The organism is Klebsiella sp. PCX, assembly GCF_021869705.1.
Lineage (GTDB): Bacteria > Pseudomonadota > Gammaproteobacteria > Enterobacterales > Enterobacteriaceae > Klebsiella > Klebsiella quasipneumoniae.
The window spans coordinates 933,328-953,796 of the sequence record NZ_CP091527.1; the positions used below are offsets into that span (position 1 = coordinate 933,328).

The 20,469-nt window shown below is 59.7% G+C and carries 16 protein-coding genes; 9 read left to right on the forward strand and 7 right to left on the reverse strand.

All coding sequences use genetic code 11. From position 1 onward, the window contains the following. Positions 1 to 221: 221 nt before the first annotated feature. From fhuA to fhuB, 4 genes are read left to right on the forward strand one after another with little or no spacing between them, the layout of a single operon-like run. The gene (gene fhuA, locus GQR96_RS04310) at positions 222 to 2,429 is read left to right on the forward strand and encodes a ferrichrome porin FhuA (protein ID WP_004204430.1); all 2,208 of its coding nucleotides are present in this window, start codon (positions 222 to 224) and stop codon (positions 2,427 to 2,429) included. Between the two features lie 45 nt (positions 2,430 to 2,474). Continuing rightward, positions 2,475 to 3,272: a Fe3+-hydroxamate ABC transporter ATP-binding protein FhuC gene (gene fhuC / locus GQR96_RS04315; protein WP_057213484.1), complete on the forward strand. Its 798-nt coding sequence runs from the start codon at positions 2,475 to 2,477 to the stop codon at positions 3,270 to 3,272. After that, positions 3,272 to 4,162, forward strand: coding sequence for a Fe(3+)-hydroxamate ABC transporter substrate-binding protein FhuD (gene fhuD, locus GQR96_RS04320; RefSeq protein WP_004204432.1), 891 nt, complete (start codon positions 3,272 to 3,274; stop codon positions 4,160 to 4,162). The genes fhuC and fhuD overlap by 1 nt, the downstream gene beginning before the upstream one ends. Beyond that, positions 4,159 to 6,141, forward strand: coding sequence for a Fe(3+)-hydroxamate ABC transporter permease FhuB (gene fhuB, locus GQR96_RS04325; RefSeq protein ID WP_004204433.1), 1,983 nt, complete (start codon positions 4,159 to 4,161; stop codon positions 6,139 to 6,141). Before fhuD ends, fhuB begins: the two co-directional genes overlap by 4 nt. 136 nt (positions 6,142 to 6,277) lie before the next feature. Here the strand turns inward: fhuB and hemL are convergent, their stop codons facing one another. After that, positions 6,278 to 7,558, reverse strand: a complete 1,281-nt coding sequence (gene hemL / locus GQR96_RS04330) for a glutamate-1-semialdehyde 2,1-aminomutase (protein WP_004204435.1) — start codon at positions 7,556 to 7,558, stop codon at positions 6,278 to 6,280. Between the two features lie 180 nt (positions 7,559 to 7,738). On the opposite strand from hemL, the gene clcA reads away from it, so the two are divergent. Together clcA and erpA are read left to right on the forward strand one after the other, a co-directional pair. Next, complete coding sequence (gene clcA / locus GQR96_RS04335; RefSeq protein WP_004204436.1) at positions 7,739 to 9,157, forward strand: H(+)/Cl(-) exchange transporter ClcA; 1,419 nt, start codon at positions 7,739 to 7,741, stop codon at positions 9,155 to 9,157. A gap of 81 nt (positions 9,158 to 9,238) precedes the next feature. Beyond that, positions 9,239 to 9,583, forward strand: coding sequence for an iron-sulfur cluster insertion protein ErpA (gene erpA / locus GQR96_RS04340; RefSeq protein ID WP_002889275.1), 345 nt, complete (start codon positions 9,239 to 9,241; stop codon positions 9,581 to 9,583). Between the two features lie 81 nt (positions 9,584 to 9,664). Here the strand turns inward: erpA and GQR96_RS04345 are convergent, their stop codons facing one another. From GQR96_RS04345 to mtnN, 3 genes are read right to left on the reverse strand one after another with little or no spacing between them, the layout of a single operon-like run. Next, positions 9,665 to 10,291, reverse strand: a complete 627-nt coding sequence (locus tag GQR96_RS04345) for a TRIC cation channel family protein (protein ID WP_004204437.1) — start codon at positions 10,289 to 10,291, stop codon at positions 9,665 to 9,667. Between the two features lie 36 nt (positions 10,292 to 10,327). Then, positions 10,328 to 11,128: a vitamin B12 ABC transporter substrate-binding protein BtuF gene (gene btuF / locus GQR96_RS04350; RefSeq protein WP_004204438.1), complete on the reverse strand. Its 801-nt coding sequence runs from the start codon at positions 11,126 to 11,128 to the stop codon at positions 10,328 to 10,330. Next, a complete protein-coding gene (gene mtnN, locus GQR96_RS04355; protein WP_004204440.1) occupies positions 11,121 to 11,819 on the reverse strand; it encodes a 5'-methylthioadenosine/S-adenosylhomocysteine nucleosidase in 699 nt (232 codons plus the stop codon). The genes btuF and mtnN overlap by 8 nt, the downstream gene beginning before the upstream one ends. A gap of 83 nt (positions 11,820 to 11,902) precedes the next feature. Between mtnN and dgt the strand changes: the two genes are divergently transcribed. The 3 genes from dgt (at position 11,903) to cdaR (ending at position 16,310) form a co-directional block, all read left to right on the forward strand. Further along, entirely contained in the window at positions 11,903 to 13,417 is a 1,515-nt protein-coding gene (gene dgt / locus GQR96_RS04360) for a dGTPase (protein ID WP_065904250.1), read from the forward strand. Between the two features lie 134 nt (positions 13,418 to 13,551). After that, positions 13,552 to 14,985, forward strand: coding sequence for a serine endoprotease DegP (gene degP / locus GQR96_RS04365; protein ID WP_004145870.1), 1,434 nt, complete (start codon positions 13,552 to 13,554; stop codon positions 14,983 to 14,985). A gap of 167 nt (positions 14,986 to 15,152) precedes the next feature. Further along, a complete protein-coding gene (cdaR, locus tag GQR96_RS04370) occupies positions 15,153 to 16,310 on the forward strand; it encodes a DNA-binding transcriptional regulator CdaR (RefSeq protein ID WP_004204443.1) in 1,158 nt (385 codons plus the stop codon). A 116-nt stretch (positions 16,311 to 16,426) separates the two neighbouring features. Here cdaR and GQR96_RS04375 read toward each other — a convergent pair whose 3' ends face one another. The 3 genes from GQR96_RS04375 to glnD form a co-directional block, all read right to left on the reverse strand. Then, complete coding sequence (locus GQR96_RS04375) at positions 16,427 to 16,813, reverse strand: DUF3461 family protein (RefSeq protein ID WP_002889292.1); 387 nt, start codon at positions 16,811 to 16,813, stop codon at positions 16,427 to 16,429. A gap of 107 nt (positions 16,814 to 16,920) precedes the next feature. After that, positions 16,921 to 17,745 (reverse strand): 2,3,4,5-tetrahydropyridine-2,6-dicarboxylate N-succinyltransferase, encoded by an 825-nt coding sequence (gene dapD / locus GQR96_RS04380; protein WP_002889295.1) that lies wholly within the window; start codon positions 17,743 to 17,745, stop codon positions 16,921 to 16,923. 30 nt (positions 17,746 to 17,775) lie between these two features. Continuing rightward, positions 17,776 to 20,439, reverse strand: coding sequence for a bifunctional uridylyltransferase/uridylyl-removing protein GlnD (gene glnD / locus GQR96_RS04385; RefSeq protein ID WP_017900651.1), 2,664 nt, complete (start codon positions 20,437 to 20,439; stop codon positions 17,776 to 17,778). Between the last annotated feature and the right edge of the window lie 30 nt (positions 20,440 to 20,469).

Below are 20,469 nucleotides of genomic sequence, written 5' to 3' on the forward strand. Positions count from 1 at the left end.
ACCAGACCCCTTAAGACGAAAGTATTAAGGGGTTTTTTTACGCCTGTAAAAAAGTTAACGGCTCTTTAACTCCATAATAACTATCTGGTTATTAATTCAGCCCTCGACCCGCAGCGACAGGCATATCGCTTGCCTTGCCTTCGACGTTTCGCCTATTATATCGCCCGTCATAATAATAATTCTCGTTTACGTTATCATTCACTTTCATCAGAGATATACCCATGGCGCGTCCAAAAACTGCTCAGCCAAATCACTCGCTGCGTAAAGTCGCAGCTGTAGTAGCCACGGCGGTTAGCGGCATGTCTGTCTACGCACAGGCAGCAGAACAACCGAAGCAAGAAGAAACCATCACCGTCGTTGCCGCCCCGGCCGCCCAGGAAAGCGCCTGGGGACCGGCGCCGACCATCGCGGCGAAACGCTCCGCTACGGCGACGAAAACCGATACCCCGATTGAAAAAACGCCGCAGTCTGTGTCGGTGGTGACGCGCCAGGAGATGGAGATGCGCCAGCCGACGACGGTAAAAGAGGCGCTCTCCTATACGCCAAGCGTCTTCTCCACCCGCGGCAGTTCGACCACCTATGACGTGGTCACCATTCGCGGCTTCACCACCTCGACGACCGTCAACACCAACCAGTATCTGGACGGCATGAAGCTGCAGGGGAATAACTACTCTGAAGTCTCCATGGATCCTTACTTCCTGGAGCGCGTGGAAGTGATGCGCGGGCCAACTTCGGTGCTGTACGGCAACAGCAACCCGGGCGGTATCGTCAGCATGGTCAGCAAACGCCCGACCACCGAGCCGCTGAAAGAAGTGCAGTTTAAGATGGGCACCGACAATCTGTGGCAGACCGGGTTTGACTTCAGCGACGCCATTGATGATGCCGGCGTCTGGTCTTACCGCCTGACCGGCCTGGGCCGCAGCCAGGATGCCCAGCAGCAGATGGCGAAATCGACCCGCTACGCGGTGGCGCCCTCCTTTAGCTGGCGTCCGGACGATAAAACCGACTTCACATTCCTGAGCAACTTCCAGAATGACCCGGATGCGGGCTACTACGGCTGGCTGCCGCGTGAAGGCACCGTGGTGCCGTATTACGACGCCAACGGTAAGGCGCACAAGCTGCCAACCGATTTCAATGAAGGCGAGGCGGATAATAAAATCTCCCGCCGCCAGAAGATGGTGGGCTACAGCTTCTCCCATCAGTTCGATGACACCTTTACCGTGCGGCAGAACCTGCGCTATGCCGAGGTCGATACCCTGTATCGCTCGGTGTACGGCAATGGCTATGTCGCGCCGGGCTACATGAATCGCGCCTATGTGCGCTCCGACGAGCACCTGAACACCTTTACCGTCGATACCCAGCTGCAGTCTGATTTCGCCACCGGCGCGGTCAGCCATACGCTGCTGACCGGCGTGGACTACTCGCGGATGCGTAATGATGTGGATGCCGACTACGGGACGGCGGATCCTATCAGCATGAATAATCCGCAGTACGGCAACCCGAATATTCAGGTTACCTTCCCGTACGCGGTGCTCAACCGGATGGAACAGACCGGCCTGTACGCGCAGGATCAGATGGAGTGGGATAAGTGGGTCATGACCCTGGGCGGTCGTTACGACTACGCCACCACCTCAACGTTAACCCGCGCCACCAACAGCCTGGCGGAGAACCACGACCAGCAGTTCAGCTGGCGCGGCGGCATCAACTACCTGTTCGATAACGGTATCTCTCCGTACTTCAGCTACAGCGAATCGTTTGAACCGGTATCGGGCTCCAGCAGCAGCGGCAAGCCGTTCGATCCGTCGCGCGGTAAGCAGTATGAAGCCGGCGTGAAATATGTGCCGAAAGATATGCCGGTGGTGGTCACCGCGGCGGTCTATCAGCTGACCAAAGACAAGAACCTGACGGCGGATCCGGCTAACCAGGCGTTCAGCATCCAGACCGGCGAGATCCGCTCCCGCGGCCTTGAGCTGGAGGCGAAAGCGGCAGTTAACGCCAATATCAACCTGACCGCAGCCTACAGCTATACCGATGCGGAATACACTCACGATACGGTGTTCAACGGCAAACGTCCGGCGGAAGTGCCGCGTAATATGGCCTCCCTGTGGGCGGATTATACCTTCCACGAAACCGCGCTCAGCGGTCTGACGATTGGGGCCGGGGCGCGCTATATCGGTTCAACGGTCAGCTACTACAAAAATGACACCAGCACCGGTAAGAAAAATGACTCCTTTAGTGTGGCCGGTTATGCGCTGATGGATGCGACGGTGAAATACGATCTGGCGCGCTTTGGCCTGCCGGGATCGTCGGTCGGCGTCAACGTCAACAACCTGTTCGACCGCGAATATGTCTCCAGTTGCTACAGCGAATACGCTTGCTACTGGGGGGCCGGACGTCAGGTCGTCGCCACCGCCACCTTCCGTTTCTAACCACCTACGGGCGCGGTTCGCCGCGCCCTTTATCAGGTTATCGCTATGCAGGAACAGACTCCGCACGCAGAAACCACCTTCGCGTTGGATCGCGTCACTTTCCGTGTGCCTGGCCGCACGTTGCTCCATCCGCTCTCGCTCACCTTCCCGGCTGGAAAAGTCACAGGCCTGATCGGTCATAATGGCTCCGGCAAGTCGACGTTACTGAAAATGCTTGGCCGTCATCAGCCGCCTTCCGCAGGCGATGTGCTGCTGGACGGCCAGCCGCTGGAGAGCTGGGGCAGCAAAGCCTTTGCCCGCAAAGTGGCCTATCTGCCGCAGCAGCTGCCGCCGGCCGAGGGTATGACGGTGCGTGAGCTGGTGGCCATCGGCCGCTACCCATGGCACGGCGCGCTGGGTCGCTTTGGCGCGGCGGACCGCGAGAAAGTGGAAGAGGCGATTGCGCTGGTGGGGCTGAAGCCGCTCGCCCATCGCCTGGTGGACAGCCTCTCCGGCGGCGAACGCCAGCGGGCGTGGATCGCCATGCTGGTGGCGCAGGATAGCCGCTGTCTGCTGCTCGATGAACCCACCTCGGCGCTGGATATCGCCCATCAGGTTGATGTCCTCGCGCTGGTGCATCGTCTCAGCCAGCACCGCGGCCTGACGGTGATCGCCGTCCTGCACGACATTAATATGGCGGCCCGCTACTGCGACTATCTGGTGGCCCTGCGCGGTGGAGAAATGATCGCCCAGGGGACGCCGGCGGAACTGATGCGCAGCGACACCCTGGAACAAATCTACGGCATCCCGATGGGGATCCTGCCGCACCCGGCCGGCGCGGCGCCGGTAAGCTTTGTCTATTGATGATGACCCCGACTCAGATAACCCGACGCCGCCTGCTGACCGCGATGGCGCTCTCGCCGCTGCTGTGGCAGATGCGCGGCGCGCAGGCGGCGAACGTTGACCCGCAGCGCGTGGTCGCCCTGGAGTGGCTGCCGGCGGAGCTGCTGCTGGCGCTGGGCGTCACGCCTTACGGCGTGGCCGATATCCCCAACTATCGCCTGTGGGTGAACGAACCCGCGCTGCCCGACTCGGTGATCGATGTCGGTTTGCGTACCGAACCCAATCTTGAACTGCTGACGCAGATGAAACCGTCATTTATCGTCTGGTCGGCAGGCTACGGCCCGTCGCCGGAGAAGCTGGCGCGTATCGCCCCCGGCCGCGGATTTACCTTCAGCGATGGCAAACGTCCGCTGGCGATGGCTCAGCGCTCGCTGCTGGAGATGGCTGACCTGCTGGGCAAAACACAACAGGCTCAGCACCACCTGGCGGAGTTTGAGGCGCTGATGGCGAGCCTGAAGCCGCGTTTTGCCGGGCGCGGCGACCGTCCGCTGTTGATGATCTCCCTGCTCGATCCGCGCCATGTACTGGTTTTTGGCGAAAACTGCCTGTTCCAGGAAGTGCTCGATCGCTTTGGCATCAAAAACGCCTGGCGCGGCGAAGCGGCGTTCTGGGGCAGCGTCAGCGTTGGCATCGACCGGCTGGCGGCGTTTAACGAGGCCGATGTGATCTGTTTCGATCATGGTAACGAGCGGGAGATGACCCAACTGCTGGCGACCCCGCTGTGGCAGGCGATGCCGTTCGTGCGCGCGGGGCGCTTCCAGCGCGTTCCGGCGGTGTGGTTCTATGGCGCGACGCTGTCGGCGATGCATTTTGCCCGCGTGCTGGCCGAGGCCCAGGGGAATCCGGCATGAATAGGCGTATTTCACCGTTAGCCATTATCCTGCTGGCCGGGCTGCTGGTTGCCGCCTTCGCGTTGAGCATCGTCAATCTCAACGTCGCCTTGCCCTATGCGCAATGGCGGCAGGCGCTGTGGCAGCCGGATAGCGATCGGATTGCCCAGATGCTGTTTCATTACAGCCTGCTGCCGCGGGTGGCCGTTTCACTGCTGGTGGGGGCCGGGCTGGGACTGGTCGGCGTACTGTTCCAGCAGGTGCTGCGCAATCCGCTGGCGGAGCCAACCACCCTTGGCGTCGCCACCGGCGCGCAGTTGGGGATCACAGTCACTACGCTGTGGGCCATCCCCGGCGTGCTGGCGTCGCAGTTTGCCGCGCTGGCCGGAGCCTGTCTGGTGGGAGCGCTGGTGTTTGGCGTCTCCTGGGGCAAGCGCCTGTCGCCGGTAACGCTGATCCTGGCGGGCCTGGTGGTCAGCCTCTACTGCGGGGCGCTTAACCAGCTGATGGTGATTTTCCATCACGACCAGCTGCAGAGCATGTTCCTGTGGAGCACCGGGACGCTGACGCAAACCGACTGGAGCGTGGCGCAGCGCCTGTGGCCGCAGCTGCTGGGCGGCGCAGTACTCACGCTGCTGCTGCTGCGTCCGCTGACCCTGATGGGGCTTGATGACGGAGTGGCGCGCAACCTTGGGCTGGCGCTGTCTCTGGCGCGCCTCGGCGCCCTGACGCTGGCGATCGTAATGAGCGCGCTGCTGGTCAACGCGGTCGGGATTATCGGCTTTATCGGCCTGTTCGCGCCGCTGCTGGCGAAAATGCTCGGCGCCCGTCGACTGCTGGCCCGGCTGCTGCTGGCGGCGCTGATCGGCGCGCTGCTCCTGTGGCTTTCAGATCAGGTGATCCTCTGGCTGAGCAGGGTATGGCGGGAAGTCTCCACCGGCTCGGTCACCGCCCTGATTGGCGCGCCGCTGCTGCTGTGGCTGCTGCCGCGGCTGCGCAGCATCAGCGCCCCGGTGATGAACGGCGGCGATAACGTGCAGCCTGAGCGCTATCACGTGCAAGGGTTTGTTCTCGGGGGCGTCGCGTTGCTGCTGCTGGCGGTGAGCGTGGCGCTGGCCTTTGGTCGCGATGCCCACGGTTGGCTGTGGGCTCACGGCGATCTGCTGGAGCAACTGCTGCCCTGGCGCTGGCCGCGAGTGCTGTCGGCGCTGTTCGCCGGGGTGATGCTGGCGGTCGCCGGCTGTATTATCCAGCGCCTGACCGGCAACCCGATGGCCAGTCCGGAAGTGCTGGGCATCAGCTCCGGCGCCGCCTTTGGCGTGGTGCTGATGCTGTTCTTCGTCCCTGGCGACGCCTTTGGCTGGCTGCTGCCGGCCGGGAGCCTTGGCGCGGCCGGCACCTTGCTGATCATTATGCTGGCCGCCGGGCGCGGCGGCTTTTCGCCGCATCGGATGCTGCTGGCGGGGATGGCGCTCAGTACCGCCTTCACCATGCTGCTGATGATGCTGCAGGCCAGCGGCGATCCGCGCATGGCGCAGATCCTGACGTGGATCTCAGGGTCGACCTACAGCGCGACGCCGGAGAGGGTGGTCCGCAGCGGCGCGGTGATGCTGCTCCTGCTGGCGCTGGCGCCGCTCTGTCGCCGTTGGCTGACCATCCTGCCGCTGGGCGGGGAGGCGGCGCGAGCGGTGGGCATGGCGCTGACCTCATCGCGGATTGTTCTGCTGCTGCTGGCGGCCTGCCTGACGGCGGCGGCGACGCTGACCATCGGCCCGCTGAGCTTCGTCGGGCTGATGGCGCCGCATATCGCACGGATGATGGGCTTCCGGCGCACGCTGCCGCATATGGTGATCTCCGGGCTGACTGGCGGGCTGCTGCTGGTCTTCGCCGACTGGTGCGGACGAATGATCATGTTTCCCTACCAGATCCCGGCGGGGCTGCTGTCGACCTTTATCGGCGCGCCGTACTTTATCTATTTGCTGAGGAAGCAGAGCCGCTAACGATCCCGGATGGCCTCAACATCCCCGGTGGCGCTATCGCTTACCGGGGCTACAGCGCTGTGCGATTTGGTAGCCCGGATAAGGCGCAATGCGCCGCATCCGGGAAAATCCCTGCGTCACCAGGCATTCAAGCACCTTACAGTTTGGCAAACACCCGACGCGCGGCGTCGATGGTATTGTCGATATCTTCTTCGCTGTGGGCCACGGACATAAAGCCAGCCTCAAATGCTGACGGCGCCAGGTACACGCCTTCCTCCAGCATCAGATGGAAGAAGCGCTTGAAGCGTTCGACATCGCACTTCACCACATCCTGATAGCAGGTGACAGTTTCGGCATCGGTAAAGAAGATGCCGAACATGCCGCCGACGTTATTGACCACCAGCGGGATCCCGGCGTCACGCGCCGCATCAAGCAGACCTTGCGCCAGCTGGTTGGTCAGCTCGGTGAGGGTTTCATGTACGCCCGGCTGCGCCACTTCGCTTAAGCAGGCGAAGCCGGCGGCCATGGCGATCGGGTTACCGGAGAGGGTACCGGCCTGATAAACCGGGCCGGTGGGGGCCAGAGCGTCCATCACCTCGCGACGGCCGCCGAAAGCGCCTACCGGCATCCCGCCGCCGATGATTTTCCCGAGACAGGTCAGATCCGGCTCCACGCCGTAATAAGCCTGCGCGCCCGCCAGCGCCACGCGGAAGCCGGTCATCACTTCGTCGATGATCAGCAGGGCGCCAAATTCGTCGCACAGCGCGCGCAGGCCCGGCAGGAACTCCGGCTGCGGCGGAATGCAGTTCATATTCCCGGCGACCGGCTCGACGATGATGCAGGCGATATCCTGTGGATATTGCTCGAACGCCGCGCGCACCGAGGCGAGGTCGTTATAGGTGCAGGTCAGGGTGTGTTTGGCGAAATCAGCCGGCACGCCCGGCGAGTTCGGCTGGCCGAGGGTCAGCGCGCCGGAACCGGCTTTCACCAGCAGGCAGTCGGCATGGCCGTGGTAGCAACCTTCGAACTTGATGATCTTGTCGCGGCCGGTGAAGCCGCGCGCCAGGCGAATCGCGCTCATGGTGGCTTCGGTACCGGAGTTCACCATCCGCACCATATCCATGGTCGGTACCAGCTCGGTCACTAGCGCCGCCATTTTCACTTCCATTTCGGTCGGCGCGCCAAAGCTCAGGCCGCGTGACGCCGCCTCGATCACCGCGTTGCGGATCGCCGGATGGTTGTGGCCCAGCACCATCGGACCCCAGGAGCCGACATAATCGATATAGGCCTTTCCATCCACGTCATAGAGGTAAGCGCCATCCGCGCGTTCGATAAACAGCGGGGTGCCGCCGACGCCGGTAAAGGCGCGCACCGGCGAGTTAACGCCGCCGGGGATCAGTTCGCGCGCAGTATGGTACAGATTTTCAGATTTGCTCATGGCCAGGGTCCTGGTTCGTGAAAAATGTTTTATCGGCTATTCTAAGTTATTCCAGGATGGTTATGAAAGTTTTGCCCAATTGAAACAATGTGCCGCAAGGGCATTTTTTTGACGACGCAGCGCGCCGGGGCGGCTAAAATGCCTCTCTCTTCATTTGTATTACCAATAATTGATAACGGCATGAAAGCAGAAACTCCCTCTTTTGAAGCACATCAGTTCGTGCGGGTGCGTCGCGGCGATGCGGTGCGCCGCTTAATTCAGCGCGATAAAACGCCGCTGGCGGTGCTGTTTATGGCGGCGGTGGTCGGCACGCTGGCCGGGCTGGTGGGCGTGGCGTTTGAAAAGAGCGTGAACTGGGTGCAGAACCAGCGGATCGGCGCGCTGGCGCAGGTAGCGGACCACTGGTATCTGGTCTGGCCGCTGGCGTTTATCTTGTCGGCGTTGCTGGCGATGGTCGGCTATTTCCTCGTGCGCCGCTTTGCGCCGGAGGCTGGCGGATCGGGGATCCCGGAGATCGAAGGGGCGCTGGAGGAGCTGCGGCCGGTGCGCTGGTGGCGCGTGCTGCCGGTGAAATTCATCGGCGGCATGGGAACCCTGGGCGCCGGAATGGTGCTGGGACGCGAAGGGCCGATGGTGCAGCTTGGCGGCAACATTGGGCGCATGGTGCTGGATATTTTCCGCATGCGCAGTCCGGAAGCGCGGCACACGCTGCTGGCGACCGGCGCGGCATCGGGTCTCTCAGCGGCTTTTAACGCGCCGCTGGCTGGTATCCTGTTTATCATCGAAGAGATGCGCCCGCAGTTCCGCTACAACCTGATCTCCATTAAAGCGGTATTTACCGGCGTGATCATGTCGAGCATTGTGTTTCGCATTTTTAACGGCGAGGCGGCAATTATAGAGGTGGGCAAGCTGAGCAATGCCCCGGTGAACACTCTGTGGCTGTACCTGGTGCTGGGGATGCTGTTTGGCTGCTTCGGCCCGCTGTTTAATTTTCTGGTGCTGCGCACCCAGGATCTGTTCCAGCGCATTCACGGTGGCAACATCAAAAAATGGGTGTTAATGGGCGGGATTATCGGCGGGCTTTGCGGTCTGCTGGGGCTGATGCAGCCCTCCGCGGTGGGCGGTGGCTTTAACCTGATCCCCATCGCCGCCGCCGGTAACTTCTCCGTCGGTTTGCTGCTGTTTATCTTTATTGCCCGCGTGGTGACCACGCTGATCTGCTTCTCCTCCGGCGCGCCGGGGGGCATCTTCGCCCCGATGCTGGCGCTCGGCACGCTGCTGGGCACGGCGTTCGGCATGGCGGCTATCCCGCTGTTTCCGTCCTACCATCTCGATGCCGGCACCTTCGCTATCGCCGGCATGGGCGCGCTGCTCGCCGCCTCGGTGCGCGCGCCGCTGACCGGGATTGTGCTGGTGCTGGAGATGACCGATAACTATCAGCTCATTTTGCCAATGATTATTACCTGCCTTGGCGCAACACTACTGGCGCAATTCCTCGGCGGTAAGCCTTTGTATTCGACCATTCTGCAACGTACTCTGGCGAAGCAGGAGGCCGAGCAGGCGGCAAAAGCGCAGCAGGCGCCCCGGGAGAATACTTGAACGATTTACCAGGGTATTAGATAATGGCTCAAAAGGCCCGGTTATTCTTTAACCGGCCGGAAGTATCAATGGGAGCAAAAAATGAGTGATGACGTAGCGTTGCCGCTGGAGTTTACCGAAGCCGCAGCCAATAAAGTAAAACACCTGATTGCGGATGAAGATAATCCGAACCTGAAACTGCGCGTGTATATTACCGGCGGCGGTTGCAGCGGTTTCCAGTATGGCTTCACCTTCGACGATCAGGTGAACGAAGGGGATATGACCATTGAGAAACAGGGTGTCGGCCTGGTGGTTGACCCAATGAGCCTGCAGTATCTGGTCGGCGGCTCTGTCGACTATACCGAAGGGCTGGAAGGTTCGCGCTTTATCGTGACCAACCCGAACGCGAAAAGCACCTGCGGCTGCGGATCCTCGTTCAGCGTGTAAAGCGAGTGCGACCGGGCGTCTTCCCCTTCTGCGAGAGGGTGCCAACGTTAAAAACGGTAACCTCAGGTTACCGTTTTGCTTTTATGACCGTCCGTTATCGTCCAGCGCAAACGTCGGCAGCTTCAGGTGCCAGCGGATCGCCGCCAGACGAATCACCAGGGTCACCACCATCCCCATCATCGCCGAATTCTCCAGCGGGAGATGAAAGGTGTCGTGCGCGGTGGCGTGGACAATGCCGCCCACAATACAGGCGGTGGCGTAGATCTCGGTGCGCAGAATCATAGGAATTTCGCGCGCCAGCACGTCGCGGATTATCCCGCCGCCAACGCCGGTCACCACGCCCATGCACACCGCGACCAGCGGGCCGCTGCCGGCGAGAAACGCTTTATTCACCCCGATGCCGACAAACACCGCCAGACCGACGGCATCAAGAACGGGCAGGATCCATTTCGGCAGCCGGCGCGGCTGGCGGACCAGCAGGATGGTCAGCATGCTGGTGACCATCGCCACCACCAGATCGGTGGGATCTTTGACCCAGAATACCGGGCCATTCGCCAGCGCCATATCGCGGATGGTACCGCCGCCCACGGCCGTCACCACGCCTAACACCAGCACGCCGAATGGGTCCATACGCAATTTCCCCGCCAGCAGAACGCCGGAGATCGCGAAGACAGCTGTGCCAATAATATCCAGCCAATAGACAAGCATCGTTGATTCCCACTGAACATCCGGTATGCCGGATGGTTATTTTACCTGGTCGAGCGCCGCACAAAGTTGTTTGGCGGCGAGGATAATACGTGGGCTTGCGCGTTCAAACCAGTCGCTGTGTAACGCAATCAACGAAATGGTGAGCTGATGTTGCCAAAAGCGCTGCGCTTCGGCGATGCGGCTGGCGTCGCCGGTCACCACAATCGCCTGCGGCTGACGGGCCAGCACCTGTTCGCGGCTCACCTGCGGCCAGGGAACGCGGCTGGCGGCAAAGATATTCTCGCCGCCGCACAGCCTCAGCACCTGATCCTGAATTGAGCCGGGGCCGCTGGTGAATAGCGGTGCGGAACCGAACTGCAGGAAGACGCGTTTCTTCGGCGCGCTGGCATAGCGCGCTTTCAGCGCATCGTATTCCTGCTGCATCGCCTGCGCTGCCTGCTGTGCTTTTTCCGGCTGTGGACTCCACTGCGCCAGCTGACGCAGGGTGGCGATGATCTCTTCGATGGTCGAAGTCTGCACCCAGAGGACGTGGATCCCCAGCGACTGCAGCTGGTTAACCTGACGTTCGGCATTGCCCCCGCGCCAGGCCAGCACCAGGTCTGGCTTGAGCGCTACGATGCGCTCCAGGTTCATTCCCTGCCAGCTGGCAACCTGCTCAATCGTTTTGGCCTGCGGCGGATAATCGGAATAGCTGCTGACGCCGACCGGCGTGATCCCGGCGGCAAAGGCCAGTTCGGTATTGGCGGGGGAGAGGGTGATCACCCGCGGCGCGGCCAGCAGCCACGCCGGGGCGAGTAACAGCAGCGCGGCAAGCGCGAAGGAGAGCGACTTAGCCACGTGCCAGGTTCTGTACCAGATTCTCCACCATCAGGGTGGACTGTCTGGCGGCGACCGCAAGGAACTCCTCAAAGCTGAGGTGAGACTGCTGGTCGGCCACATCGGAGATGGCGCGAACCACCACGAAAGGAACCTTAAAGTTATGGCAGACGTGAGCGATGGCGGTCGCTTCCATTTCCACAGCGATCGCCTGCGGGAAATTATGGCGGATCTTCGCCAGACCGACAGAGCCGTTAATGAAGGCATCACCGCTGACGATCAGGCCGCGAACGGCATTGAGATCTAACGCGTTAATGCAGCTCTCCGCCGCGGCCACCAGTTTTTCGTCCGCTTTAAAGCCGGCCGGACAGCCAGGCAACTGGCCGTACTCATAGCCGAAGGCGGTGACGTCGGCGTCGTGGTAGCGCGCTTCATCGGAGACGACGATATCGCCGACCTTCAGCGTCGGCGCCAGGCCGCCGGCAGAGCCGGTATTAATGATCACGTCAGGCTGGCAGCGCTCCAGCAGCAGGGTCGCGCCCATCGCCGCGGCCACTTTCCCGATACCAGACTTCAGCAGCGCGACGTCAACGCCGTGAAGTTGGCCGGTATAGATTTCGCTCCCGCCAATAGTGATAGTCTGGCGGTTTTCGATTTTGTCGCGCAGAAGGGTAACTTCCTCTTCCATAGCGCCAATAATGCCAATTTTCATAGATTTACTCGCGATGTGTCAGGTTTAGTTGCATAGTCTATCATGCGCTTAAGGGGAAGCGTATTGCTCGCGCGGGAGAGGCTATGGCAAAGATTGATTTTCGCAACAAGATAAACTGGCGTCGACGCTTCCGTTCGCCGCCGCGTGTCGAGACGGAGCGCGACATCCTGCGGATCTTCGAAAGCGATCGGGGACGGATCGTCAACTCGCCGGCAATCCGTCGCTTACAGCAAAAAACTCAGGTCTTCCCGCTGGAGCGCAACGCGGCGGTGCGTACCCGCCTGACCCACTCGCTGGAGGTGCAGCAGGTGGGACGCTATATCGCCAAAGAGGTGCTGAGCCGGCTGAAAGAGCTGAGGCTGCTGGAAGAGTATGGCCTGGAAGAGCTGACCGGGCCATTCGAGAGCGTGGTGGAGATGGCCTGCCTGATGCACGATATCGGCAATCCCCCGTTTGGCCATTTTGGCGAGGCGGCGATTAACGACTGGTTCCGCCAGCGTCTGGCGCCCGGCGATGCGCTCGGGCAGCCGCTGACCGACGATCGCTGTGAAGTGCAGGCATTACGCTTGCATGAAGGGGAAACGTCGCTTAACGCGCTGCGCCGCAAAGTGCGCCAGGATCTCTGCAGCTTTGAGGGCAACGCCCAGGGCATTCGTCTGGTCCATACGCTGATGCGCATGAATCTGACCTGGGCGCAGGTCGGCTGTATTCTGAAATATACTCGGCCGGCGTGGTGGTCTGAGGCGACGCCAGCCAGCCACAGCTATTTAATGAAAAAGCCTGGCTACTATTTAGCCGAAGAGGAGTATGTGGCGCGCCTGCGTAAAGAACTGGATCTGGCGCCTTACAATCGGTTCCCATTAACCTGGATTATGGAAGCCGCGGATGACATCTCATATTGCGTCGCGGATCTTGAGGACGCGGTGGAAAAACGTATTTTCAGCGCTGAGCAGCTTTATCAGCATCTTTACGACGCCTGGGGCTGCCATGAAAAAGGATCGTTATTCTCGCAGGTAGTGGAAAATGCCTGGGAGAAATCACGAGCCAATTCCCTGAAACAGAGCGCGGAAGATCAGTTTTTTATGTATTTGCGGGTGAACACGCTGAATAAGCTGGTACCCTACGCGGCGCGCCGATTTATTGACAACCTGCCGGCCATCTTTACGGGCGACTTTAATCATGCGCTGCTTGAGGACGACAGCGATTGCAGTCAGCTGCTGGAGCTTTATAAAAATGTGGCGATGAAACAGGTGTTTAGCCATCCGGATGTCGAGCAGCTGGAATTGCAGGGCTACCGGGTGATCAGTGGCCTGCTCGATATCTATCAGCCGCTGCTGAAATTATCGCTCGAGGATTTCAGCGAATTAGTGGCGCAGGAGCGGGTACGGCGTTTACCCATTGCCTCCCGGCTGTATCAGAAACTATCAACCCGCCACCGGCTGGCCTATGTGGAAGCGGTAAATAAGCTGGAGTGCACGGCGCCTGAATTTGCGCTGATGGAATACTATTATCGCTGCCGTCTGATTCAGGATTATATCAGCGGGATGACGGATTTGTATGCGTGGGATGAATATCGGCGGCTAATGGCGGTGGAATAAGCTGGAGTTTTGTAAAGATGGACAATAAATTTTTACTTTTTCCAGAAACTTAATTCCGGAACTTAGCGCTATAAAATGACTCTGATAGTCACGTACACAGCAACTTTCGTTTTCTGATATTGAGATTGAAACTGATGAAAAAAACCACGTTAGCAATGAGTGCACTGGCTCTGAGTTTAGGTCTGGCGTTGTCCCCGCTCTCTGCGAGCGCGGCAGAAACGGCATCTTCGGCCACTAATGCACAGCAGATGCCAAGCCTGGCCCCGATGCTGGAGAAGGTGATGCCGTCGGTGGTGAGCATTAACGTTGAAGGTAGCACCACCGTTAATACCCCACGGATGCCACGTAACTTCCAGCAGTTCTTTGGCGATAACTCGCCGTTCTGCCAGGACGGTTCTCCTTTCCAGAGTTCGCCGTTTTGCCAGGGCGGTGGACAGGGCGGTCAGCCTGACGGCGGCCAGCAGCAGAAATTCATGGCGCTGGGCTCCGGCGTCATCATTGATGCGGCCAAAGGGTATGTGGTGACCAACAACCACGTTGTGGACAACGCCACCACGATTAAGGTTCAACTGAGCGATGGCCGTAAGTTTGATGCCAAAGTCGTGGGCAAAGATCCGCGCTCCGATATCGCGCTGATTCAGATTCAGGATCCGAAAAACCTGACGGCGATTAAGCTCGCCGACTCTGATGCGCTGCGCGTCGGCGACTACACCGTGGCTATCGGTAACCCGTTTGGTCTGGGCGAAACCGTGACCTCCGGGATTGTCTCCGCGCTGGGCCGTAGCGGCCTGAACGTGGAAAACTACGAAAACTTTATCCAGACCGATGCGGCGATTAACCGCGGGAACTCCGGCGGCGCGCTGGTGAACCTTAACGGCGAGCTGATCGGCATCAACACCGCCATTCTGGCGCCGGACGGCGGCAACATCGGTATCGGTTTTGCTATCCCAAGCAACATGGTGAAAAACCTGACCGAGCAGATGGTGAAATATGGCCAGGTGAAACGCGGCGAGCTCGGCATCATGGGGACCGAACTGAACTCTGAGCTGGCGAAAGCGATGAAAGTCGACGCTCAGCGCGGCGCCTTTGTCAGCCAGGTGATGCCGGGTTCGGCGGCCGCGAAAGCGGGCATTAAAGCCGGCGACGTGATCACCTCTCTCAACGGGAAGGCGATCAGCAGCTTCGCCGCGCTGCGTGCCCAGGTCGGCACCATGCCTATCGGCAGCAAAGTTGAGCTTGGTCTGCTGCGCGACGGCAAACCGGTGACCGTGACCGTCGAACTGCAGCAGAGCAACCAGACCCAGGTTGACTCCAGCACCATCTTCAACGGGATTGAAGGGGCGGAAATGAGCAACAAGGGTCAGGACAAAGGTGTGGTGGTCAATAATGTGAAAGCCGGTACCCCGGCGGCGCAGATTGGCCTCAAGAAAGGCGACGTCATCGTCGGGGCGAACCAGCAGCCGGTGAAAAACATCGCCGATCTGCGGAAAATCTTCGACGCCAAACCGTCCGTGCTGGCGCTGAATATTCAGCGCGGCGACGCCTCTATCTATCTGCTGTTGCAGTAACAGTCAGCGCTCGCTCTCCAGCCCCTTCCCTCGCCGAGGGCAGGGGCTTTTTTTCGTTCTGTGACCGCTTCCACAACTCCACATATCTCACCCGGGCTTCGGGCATATGCACAATGCAGCAGAGCAACGACTCTTTTATGCTGGTGCCCTGCAAAGGGGAGGATTACATGGCTGGCTGGCATCTTGATACCAAAATGGCGCAGGATATTGTGGCGCGGACGATGCGCATCATCGATACCAACATCAACGTGATGGATGCCCGCGGGCGGATTATCGGCAGCGGCGATCGGGAAAGGATTGGTGAATTGCACGAAGGCGCGCTGCTGGTGCTTTCCCAGGGGCGGGTGGTGGATATCGACGATGCGGTGGCTCGCCATCTCCACGGGGTGCGCCAGGGCATTAACCTGCCGCTGCGCCTGGAGGGGGAGATTGTCGGGGTGATCGGCCTGACCGGCGAGCCGGAGTCGCTGCGAAAATATGGCGAGCTGGTGTGCATGACGGCTGAGATGATGCTTGAGCAGTCGCGACTGATGCATCTCCTGGCGCAGGACAGCCGTCTGCGCGAAGAGCTGGTGATGAACCTGATTCAGGCGGAAGAGCATACCCCGGCGCTGAACGAATGGGCGCAGCGTTTAGGAATTGATCTGAATCAGCCGCGCGTAGTGGCGATGATTGAGGTGGACAGCGGCCAGCTCGGCGTGGACAGCGCGATGGCGGAGCTACAGCAGCTGCAGAACGCGCTGACCACCCCCGATCGCAATAATCTGGTGGCCATTGTCTCGCTCACGGAAATGGTGGTGTTGAAACCGGCGCTGAACAGCTTTGGCCGCTGGGACGCAGACGATCACGTCCGGCGCGTCGAGCAGCTTATCGCCAGGATGAAAGAGAATGGGCAGCTCCGCTTCCGCGTGGCGCTGGGCAACTTCTTCACCGGTCCCGGGAGTATCGCCCGCTCTTACCGTACCGCACGCACGACGATGATGGTGGGCAAGCAGCGGATGCCGGAGAGCCGCTGTTACTTCTATCAGGATCTGATGCTGCCGGTGCTGCTTGACAGCCTGCGCGGCGGCTGGCAGGCCAATGAGCTGGCCCGTCCGCTGGCGCGTCTCAAGGCGATGGACAACAACGGGCTGCTGCGGCGAACGCTGCAGGCGTGGTTTCGCCATAACGTGCAGCCCCTGGCGACGTCAAAGGCGCTGTTTATTCATCGCAATACCCTGGAGTATCGGTTGAACCGTATCTCGGAGCTGACCGGTCTGGATCTCGGCAGCTTTGACGATCGGCTGCTGCTCTATATAGCCCTGCAGCTGGATGAGCAACGATAGGGCGTCGAGATAAAAATGCCGGGAGGCGGTTCGCCTTACCCGGCCTGGAGGATGCATGGCGTAAGCGGCAGATTATATTGGTTGCCCGGTCAGGCGGTGCGCCGCCGGGAACGCTGTCACTTACGGGTAAGTTTTTCCAGATCGGCTTCGATTTCGCTGATCTTATTGGTGACCACGCTTTCCAGATGGCGTAAATCGTCGAGGATTTTACGCTTGAGATCGATTTCAGTGCGATCGCGCTGGCAGATCTGATCCAGCTCATCGATAACGTAGCGCAGGTTCGGGCTGATCTCCTGGACCTCTTTGTAGCCCTGGCCGACGCCGTCGGCGACGACGGTTTTGCGCTGACGCGGATATTTGAACTTCACGCTCTTGGCGAAGAATTCGCCTTTGTCTTTCTGAAAGTAAATTTTCAGAATGTCGTTGTTAGCTTCCTGCCGCAGGCTATAGCGATCGATCTCATCAGGGTTGGTAATGCCAAGACTTTTCAGATTATCGTACATAACGGTACCTTTGATAGCATCATAACCATTGAATAATTAACGAAAAAATCCATTTTCGCCAGCATCAAATATAAAAAAAGCGGGATATCTCCCGCTTTTTATTTGCTTTAGTCGATGGTGCGCAGCAGTTCGTTAATGCCGACCTTGCCGCGGGTTTTGGCATCGACTTTCTTCACGATCACCGCGCAGTACAGGCTGTATTTACCATCTTTCGACGGCAGGTTGCCTGATACCACTACCGAGCCAGCCGGCACGCGGCCGTAGAAGACTTCGCCGGTTTCGCGATCGTAGATTTTGGTGCTCTGACCGAGGTAAACGCCCATGGAGATCACGGAGCCTTCTTCGACAATCACCCCTTCAACCACTTCAGAGCGCGCGCCGATGAAGCAGTTATCTTCGATGATGGTCGGGTTCGCCTGCAGCGGCTCCAGTACGCCACCAATGCCGACGCCGCCGGACAGGTGAACGTTTTTACCGATCTGCGCGCAGGAGCCGACGGTGGCCCAGGTGTCAACCATGGTGCCTTCGTCAACGTAGGCGCCGATGTTCACATAGGACGGCATCAGCACGGTGTTGCGGGCGATGAACGCGCCCTGACGAACCGCTGCCGGCGGCACCACGCGGAAACCTTCTTTCTGGAAACGCGCTTCGTCATAGTCAGCGAATTTCATCGGGACTTTATCGAAGTAGCGGCTTTCCGCACCATCGATAACCTGGTTATCGTTAATACGGAAAGAGAGCAGTACCGCCTTCTTCAGCCACTGATGCGTCACCCACTGACCGTCGATCTTCTCAGCGACGCGCAGCGCGCCGGAATCCAGAAGGGCGATAACCTGGTTAACCGCTTCGCGGGTCACGGTATCCACATTAGCCGGCGTGATGTCGGCGCGACGCTCGAAAGCGGACTCAATAACGTTCTGTAACTGCTGCATTGTTTCTTTCCATTCACTAAAAAAAATACGTCACCCTTTATCGTTTGGATTGAGGGCCGCTGTCAACCGTTGTTGCACTTCTTGTTGCAGCTCATTATTAAGGGCACGCCGGTCGGCGGTAGCGATTATAAATAAATCTTCTACTCGCTCACCAATTGTCGTAATTCGCGCCCCGTGAAGCGAAATTCCGAGGTCGGCGAATACCTGACCGACACGGGCGAGCAGCCCGGGCTGGTCAAGGGCTATCAGCTCGAGAAACGATTTCCGATCGGTATGGGTCGGCAGGAAATTTACCTCGGTGTCCACCGAGAAATGACGCAGTTTTGCCGCCTGACGACGGGGCGCCGGGGGTTCCCAACTGCGCTGCGTGATGGTCTGTTCCAGACCCTGGCGGATCGCTTCGTGGCGATCGGCGGACAGCGGACTGCCGTCGGGTTCGAGGACAATAAAGGTGTCCATCGCCATACCGTCGCGGGTGGTGAAGATCTGCGCATCGTGGACGCTGAGGTTGCGACGGTCCAGTTCGCCACACACCGCGGCGAACAGGTAAGGGCGATCCGGGCTCCAGATAAAAATCTCCGTTCCGCCGCGGGTGGCCTGCGAGCTCAGGAGGATCATCGGCTTATTCAGATCGTGGCGCAGCAGGTTGCGGGCGTGCCAGGCGAGCTGCGTCGGCGTATGTCGCACGAAATAGTTGGCGCGGCAGCGGTTCCAGATCTGATGCAGCGCCTCTTCATTAATATTGTCCATCCGCAGCAGGGCCAGCGCCTGCAATTGATGGTGACGCACGCGTTCGCGCATGTCCGGGGTGCTTTGCATGCCGCGACGCAGCTGTTTTTCAGTGGCGAAATAGAGTTCGCGCAGCAGGCTCTGCTTCCAGCTGTTCCACAGGGTTTCGTTGGTGGCGCAGATATCGGCGACGGTCAGACACACCAGATAGCGCAGGCGATTTTCCGTTTGCACTTCCTCGGCGAACTGCTTAATCACCTCCGGATCCTGAATATCGCGCCGCTGGGCGGTGACCGACATCAGCAAGTGGTGACGCACCAGCCAGGCGACCAGCTGCGTTTCCCGGGAGTTCAGCCCGTGCAGCTCGGCAAACTTCAGCACATCCTGTGCGCCGAGGATCGAGTGGTCGCCGCCGCGCCCTTTGGCGATATCGTGGAACAGGGCAGCGATTAAAATCAGCTCCGGGTGCGTTAAGCGCGGCCATAGCTCCACGCACAGCGGGTGGCGGCTACGAGTCTCTTCTTTAGCAAAACTCTCCAGCTTGAGCATCACGCGGATGGTGTGTTCATCGACGGTATAGGCGTGAAACAGGTCGAACTGCATCTGGCCGACGATATGGGACCACTGCGGCATATAGGCCCACAGCACGCTGTGACGATGCATCGGCAGCAGTCCGCGACTCACTGCCCCCTGATGGCGCAGCATGCTGAGAAAGAGCGTGCGCGCCTCCGGGATATAGCACAGCGGCTGGGTCAGATGGCGGCGGGCGTGGCGCAGATGGCGCAACGTCGTGGAGTAGATGCCGGTGATGGTGCTGTTGCGCACCATAATATAAAACATGCGCAGAATGGCCTGCGGCTCGCGAATAAACAGCGTATCGTCACGCAGATCGATCAGCGTGCCGCGCAGCTGGAAGTCATCATCGATCGGGCGCGGTTTTTCATCCTCGGTCAGCGCAAGGATGGCCTCTTCAAACAGCTGCAGCAGCATCTGGTTCAGCTCGCTCACCCGGCGGGTGACGCGGAAGAAGTCCTTCATCATATGCTCAATCGGCTGGTTGCCGTCGCCTTCATAGCCGAGCCGGCGGGCGACGCTGAGCTGGCGGTCGAAAAGCAGGCGGTTGTCATAGCGAGTGAGTTCGAGATGCAGCGCGAAGCGGATACGCCACAGTTGATGCAGACACTCGTTGAGCTCATTGCGCTCGGCTTCGGTCAGAAAGCCGAAGCCGACCATCTCATCCATTGAGGTGGCGCCGAAATGGCGGCGAGCCACCCACTGTAGCGTATGGATATCGCGCAGGCCGCCGGGGCTGCTTTTCACGTCCGGCTCGAGGTTATAGCTGGTGCCGTGATAACGCTGATGACGGACGTTCTGCTCTTCGACCTTGGCGGCGAAGAACTTTTCTGATGGCCAGAAGCCGTCGCTAAAAATATGTTTTTGCAGCTCAAGGAACAGCGCGACATCGCCGATCAGCAGGCGCGATTCGATTAAGTTCGTGGCGACGGTGAGATCTGAAAGCCCTTCCAGTAAACACTCTTCGAGAGTGCGTACGCTATGGCCTACCTCCAGTTTGACGTCCCACAGCAGCGTCAGCAGTTCGCCGACCTTTTGCGCCTGGTCGTCCGGCAGCTTTTTGCGGCTGAGGATCAGCAGATCGACGTCAGAAAGCGGATGCAGCTCGCCGCGGCCATAGCCGCCGACGGCCACCAGCGCCAGGTCGCAGACGGATTCGAATCCACTGGCGATCCACAACCGCTGCAGCAGCTGGTCGATAAATTCGGTGCGCGCCGCAATGAGCAGCTCCGCGGCGATACCGGCGTCAAACGCCTCGCCCAGCCAGTGCTGAAAGGTATCGATGTGCGCCTTTATTGCAGCACAGTTCAGATCGCCCTGCGGCCAGCTCACCGGATGTTCCGGCGGGATGGGCAGAAGAGGGGAGGCTGTGTCAGGTAATGAGTTGCTCATCGCGTCACCATAAGAAAAAACTATCTAATA

Coding starts and splice junctions, on each gene's coding strand:
- cdaR (WP_004204443.1), top strand. CDS start 15,153: ATGGCTGGCTGGCATCTTGATACCAAAATGGCGCAGGATATTGTGGCG.
- GQR96_RS04345 (WP_004204437.1), bottom strand. CDS start 10,291: ATGCTTGTCTATTGGCTGGATATTATTGGCACAGCTGTCTTCGCGATC.
- degP (WP_004145870.1), top strand. CDS start 13,552: ATGAAAAAAACCACGTTAGCAATGAGTGCACTGGCTCTGAGTTTAGGT.
- clcA (WP_004204436.1), top strand. CDS start 7,739: ATGAAAGCAGAAACTCCCTCTTTTGAAGCACATCAGTTCGTGCGGGTG.
- mtnN (WP_004204440.1), bottom strand. CDS start 11,819: ATGAAAATTGGCATTATTGGCGCTATGGAAGAGGAAGTTACCCTTCTG.
- dgt (WP_065904250.1), top strand. CDS start 11,903: ATGGCAAAGATTGATTTTCGCAACAAGATAAACTGGCGTCGACGCTTC.
- fhuC (WP_057213484.1), top strand. CDS start 2,475: ATGCAGGAACAGACTCCGCACGCAGAAACCACCTTCGCGTTGGATCGC.
- GQR96_RS04375 (WP_002889292.1), bottom strand. CDS start 16,813: ATGTACGATAATCTGAAAAGTCTTGGCATTACCAACCCTGATGAGATC.
- fhuB (WP_004204433.1), top strand. CDS start 4,159: ATGAATAGGCGTATTTCACCGTTAGCCATTATCCTGCTGGCCGGGCTG.
- fhuA (WP_004204430.1), top strand. CDS start 222: ATGGCGCGTCCAAAAACTGCTCAGCCAAATCACTCGCTGCGTAAAGTC.
- erpA (WP_002889275.1), top strand. CDS start 9,239: ATGAGTGATGACGTAGCGTTGCCGCTGGAGTTTACCGAAGCCGCAGCC.
- hemL (WP_004204435.1), bottom strand. CDS start 7,558: ATGAGCAAATCTGAAAATCTGTACCATACTGCGCGCGAACTGATCCCC.
- fhuD (WP_004204432.1), top strand. CDS start 3,272: ATGATGACCCCGACTCAGATAACCCGACGCCGCCTGCTGACCGCGATG.
- dapD (WP_002889295.1), bottom strand. CDS start 17,745: ATGCAGCAGTTACAGAACGTTATTGAGTCCGCTTTCGAGCGTCGCGCC.
- glnD (WP_017900651.1), bottom strand. CDS start 20,439: ATGAGCAACTCATTACCTGACACAGCCTCCCCTCTTCTGCCCATCCCG.